General features: G+C 65.9%; 2 protein-coding genes and 1 pseudogene. 1 reads left to right on the forward strand and 2 read right to left on the reverse strand.

Translation table 11 applies throughout. From position 1 onward, the window contains the following. Positions 1-286: 286 nt before the first annotated feature. Positions 287-2,248 (reverse strand): DNA topoisomerase IV subunit B, encoded by a 1,962-nt coding sequence (parE, locus tag P1J78_RS24165; RefSeq protein WP_275569930.1) that lies wholly within the window; start codon positions 2,246-2,248, stop codon positions 287-289. 271 nt (positions 2,249-2,519) lie between these two features. Further along, complete coding sequence (locus tag P1J78_RS24170) at positions 2,520-3,317, reverse strand: redoxin domain-containing protein (protein ID WP_275569931.1); 798 nt, start codon at positions 3,315-3,317, stop codon at positions 2,520-2,522. Between the two features lie 370 nt (positions 3,318-3,687). Here P1J78_RS24170 and ppk2 point away from each other — a divergent pair. Then, positions 3,688-4,644 (forward strand): annotated as a pseudogene (gene ppk2, locus P1J78_RS24175) (polyphosphate kinase 2). Positions 4,645-4,706 lie beyond the last annotated feature (62 nt).

The following is a 4,706-nucleotide window of genomic DNA, read 5'->3' on the forward strand; positions in this document are numbered from 1 at the left end:
GTGCTGACATGAAACATCCTCCTGAACAGGATGAATCACAAACAGTCCCACAAGGGAATCCCCCGCGACTCAGGGTTGCCCCGAAATGCTCTAGAAATCTTCGGATACACAAAGGCGATAAGGGCCGTTGAGAAGGAAGAAGAGCTTCTGTTTGATGATGATTGCGCTCATGTAGTTTATGTTCGCGCGTCGACGCCCGCAGCAATTCGAAATTCCTACAGAAACTACCTTACAAATCCGGCCGATTTCGTGAAGCTAATGCGTGAGGGGCTAGAAGCGTTATAGTCTAAACATCCAACTCTTCCACAAACCGCGCGTTCTCCTGAATGAACTGGAACCGCAGCTCCGGCTTCTTGCCCATCAGCCGTTCCACCAGGTCGCCGGTCTCGCCCGGTTCGTCCTCGTCGATGGTCACCCGGATCAGCTTGCGCGTGGCGGGGTTCATCGTGGTTTCCTTCAGGTCCTTGGCGTCCATCTCGCCCAGGCCCTTGAAGCGCGACACCTCGATCTTGCCCTTGCCGCCAAGGCCCTTTTCCAGCCACATGTCCCGCTCGGCCTCGTCGATGCAGTATTGCCGGTGCGAGCCTTGCGTCAGCCGGAACAGGGGCGGGCAGGCCAGATACAGATGCCCCGCGTCGATCATCGGGCGCATCTGCGAGAAGAAGAAGGTCATCAGCAGCGAGGCGATATGGGCGCCGTCGACATCCGCGTCGGTCATGATGATGACCTTTTCATAGCGCAGGTCGTCGACGCGGAACTTCGTCCCCATGCCGACGCCGAGCGCCTGGCAGAGGTCGTTGATCTCGGCGTTCTGGCCGAGTTTCGAGGACGCCGCACCGAGGACGTTGAGGATCTTGCCGCGCAGCGGTAGGAGCGCCTGGGTGGCGCGGTCCCGGGCCATCTTGGCGGAGCCGCCCGCCGAGTCGCCCTCGACAAGGAAGATCTCGGTGCCGTTACGGGCCGAGGTGGTGCAGTCCACCAGCTTGCCGGGCAGGCGCAGCTTCTTGGTGGCGGATTTGCGGGCGGTCTCCTTCTCCTGCCGGCGGCGCAGGCGTTCCTCGGCGCGCAGGACGAGGAAGTCGAGGATCGCGCCGGCGGACTTGGTGTCCGACGCCAGCCAGTTGTCGAAGTGGTCGCGGACGGCGGCCTCGACCAGCTTGGCGGCCTCGGCGGTGGCGAGGCGGTCCTTGGTCTGGCCGACGAATTCGGGCTCGCGGATGAAGCAGGAGACCAGCGCGCAGCCGCCCGAGATCAGGTCCTCGCGGGTGATGTCCTTGGCCTTGCGGTTGTTGGCCAGCTCGCCATAGGCGCGGATGCCCTTGAGGATGGCCTGCCAGAAGCCGGCCTCGTGGGTGCCGCCCTCGGGCGTCGGCACGGTGTTGCAGTAGGATTGCAGGAAGCCGTCGCGCGAGGGGGTCCAGTTGATCGCCCATTCGACGGAGCCGGGGGTGTTGAAGCGCGACTGGAAGTCGACCTTGCCGGCGAAGGGGCGCTCGGCATAGGTGGTGGAGCCGTCGAGCTGTTCGTTCAGGTAGTCGGCGAGGCCGCCGGGGAAGTGGAACGTGGCCTCCATCGGGGTGTCGCCGTCCTCGATGGCCGATTTCCACCGGATCTCGACGCCCGAGAAGAGATAGGCCTTGGACTTGACCATCTTGAACAGGCGCGCGGGCTTGAACCGGTGGTGGCCGAAGATCTCCTCGTCGGCGTGGAAGGTGGTGGTGGTGCCGCGCCGGTTGGGGGCGGCGCCGATCTCCTCGACGGGCCCGAGCGGGATGCCGCGGGAGAAGCGCTGTTCCACCAGCCGCTTGTCGCGGGCGACCTGGACGACCATGGAATCGGACAGCGCGTTGACCACCGAGGCGCCGACGCCGTGCAGGCCGCCGGAGGTCTGGTAGGACTTGCCCGAGAACTTGCCGCCGGCATGCAGCGTGCAGAGGATCACCTCCAGCGCCGACTTGCCGGGGAACTTGGGGTGCGGGTCGAAGGGCATGCCGCGGCCGTTGTCGCGGATGGTGACGGCGTAGTCGTCGTGCAGCTCGACCTCGATGCGGTTGGCGTGGCCGGCGACGGCCTCGTCCATCGAGTTGTCGAGCACCTCGGCCACCAGGTGGTGCAGGGCGCGGTCGTCGGTGCCGCCGATATACATGCCGGGGCGCTTGCGGACGGGTTCCAGCCCCTCCAGCACCTCGATCGAATTGGCGTCGTAGGATTGCTCGGCTTCGGCGCCGGCCAACAGGTCTGCGGGCATGGTCTGCTCTGGTCCCCTTTTGCCGGCGATTAGACCATATCTTGGGGGCGAGGGGAAGCGGGCGCGCCTATTCTGCGCCTATTCTGCGGGCGCCGGGGCGGGCCGGCAGGTCGGCCGGAGGCGGTGGCGGAGCGGGATCGGTCCCGGTGCGCGGCGCCGGGGAGACGGCGTCGTCATGGCCGGGCCGCCCGCTGACGGGACGGAGACACCCGCCGGGGCGGCCCGGCTTGCAGGCGGCGCGCCGAGGGGACGCGCCGCTTGATCGGTCCGGTCAGGTTCCGAAAAGCGGGATCACGTCCGGCCCGGGGGGGTCGTCCTCCGGGGCGGCCCGCGCGCGGCGGGGGTCGACGAGGCGCAGGAAGGGGGCCAGCGTCTCGACCTCGCCATGTTGGGCGCGGGCCTGCTCGGTCTCCACGAAGGGCGGCACGAGCACCTTGTCGCCCGGCTCCCAGTCGGCGGGCACGCCGATCTGTTCGCGGTCGGAAAGCTGCAGGGCGTCGATCATCCGCAGCGTCTCGTCCACGCTGCGGCCGACATTGATGGGATATTCGTACTGCATCCGCACCCTGAGGGCGGGGTCGATGATGAAGCTCTTGCGGATCGGCAGGGGCCTCTCGTGGCGCGGGTGGGTCATGCCGAAGGCGCCGCTCAGATGGCCTTCGGGGTCATCGAGGATCGGGAAGTCGACATGCACGCCGAACACGCGGCCGACGTCCGAGACCCAGCGGGCATGGGCGGCGGCGGACACGTTGCTGACGCCGAGGATCTCGACATTGCGCCGGCGGAAGTATTCCACGGAGCTGGCGAAGCCGGCGATTTCCGTGGCCGAGACGCCGGAGCGGAGCGAGGGGTGGCTGAAGAAATAGACCCAACGGCCTTCGGCCCAGTCGTGGAAGTCGATCCGGCCATGCGTGCTGTCGGCGCGGAAATTGGGAAAGATGTCGCCGATCCGCGGAACCCAGGCCGAGGATTCGCGGTAGCCGGTCGGGAACTCGACGGATTTCGTCGGCTCGGACGGGCCGAAGCTGGCGGTCTTGCTCTTGCGTGCGAAGATGTTCTCGAACCCCATGCTGCTGCCTCCGGTTGTCCATAGCGCGTCTTCTGCGCGCCTATGGTGGCTTAGATGCCGTTCGCATGTATCAATCGGTAGTTAGCGATTAAGGCGAAATTGGGGCGGGGTGTCGTTTTCCGATACAATCTTAGGGTGACCCGGGGTGAAGAGGCGACTGCCCCTAGCCTATTGATAATGATAAATTTCGTTGGATCGCGGCGGGCCTTTTCGGGGATGCGAGGCCGGTGCGCGGCGGCCGGCCCGCGGGAGGGGGGCGCAATCCGGGGTTGTAGGCGCGCGGTGCCGTGTCATGAATTTGACACGCATCAAGGTGCGTCTCCGGCGGCATCTGCCATGGATGCAGGACGTTCATGAAAAGGTCGTACCGATGTCTGCAGCCGAGCCCGCCGCCTCCACCTTGTCCGCCGCTTCGGCCGGGTCCGCCGACAGCGCCGCGCCGGAGGCGGCCGACGGGGCCGGCTTTCCGCGGGTCACGCCGGACCAGGTGCGCGAGGCGTTCGAAAGCGGCGAATATCCTTATGCGAAGAAGATGTCGCGGCCGGACTACGAGCGTGCGAAGGCCGAGTTGCAGGCGGAGCTTCTGAAGCTGTAGCTCTGGGCGCAGGAGACCGAGCAGAAGTTCGTGCTGCTGTTCGAGGGGCGCGATGCGGCCGGCAAGGGCGGCACGATCAAGCGGTTCATGGAGCATCTGAACCCCCGGCACGCCCGCGTCGTGGCGCTGAACAAGCCGACCTGGGAGGAGAAGGGCCAGTGGTTCTTTCAGCGCTACCTGTCGGAGCTGCCGACGGTGGGCGAAATGGTGTTCTACGACCGCTCCTGGTACAACCGTGCGGGCGTCGAGCGGGTGATGGGCTTCTGCACGCCGAACGACTACCTGGAATTCATGCGCCAGACGCCGGAGCTGGAGCGGATGCTGGTGCGGTCGGGGATCCGGCTTTACAAGTACTGGTTCTCGGTCACGCGCGAGGAACAGCGGCGCCGGTTCAAGGCGCGCGAAACCGACCCGCTGAAGGTGTGGAAGCTGTCGCCGATCGACAAGGCGTCGCTCGACAAGTGGGACGACTACACCGAGGCGAAGGAGGCGATGTTCTTCTACACCGACACCGCCGACGCGCCGTGGATCATCGTGAAGTCGAACGACAAGAAGCGGGCGCGGATCGACTGCATGAAGCATTTCCTGTCGACGGTGGACTACCCGGGCAAGGACGAGCGTATCGTCGGCTCACCCGACCCGCTGATCGTGGGGCGGGCGGAGCATGTGGTGCACCGGTCGGAGCATATCCTGGCGACGTCGCTGCATCCCGACCAGCGGCACGGCGGGTAGCGCGGCGCAAGGGCCTTCGAAGGCCCTTGGACAAGCGGTTTCGAAACCGCTTGCGGACGCGA

Source organism: Psychromarinibacter sediminicola (assembly GCF_029168335.1).
GTDB lineage: Bacteria > Pseudomonadota > Alphaproteobacteria > Rhodobacterales > Rhodobacteraceae > Psychromarinibacter > Psychromarinibacter sediminicola.

Excerpts from the sequence above, each read along its gene's own strand:
- parE (WP_275569930.1), bottom strand. The coding sequence starts at position 2,248 with ATGCCCGCAGACCTGTTGGCCGGCGCCGAAGCCGAGCAATCCTACGAC.
- P1J78_RS24170 (WP_275569931.1), bottom strand. The coding sequence starts at position 3,317 with ATGGGGTTCGAGAACATCTTCGCACGCAAGAGCAAGACCGCCAGCTTC.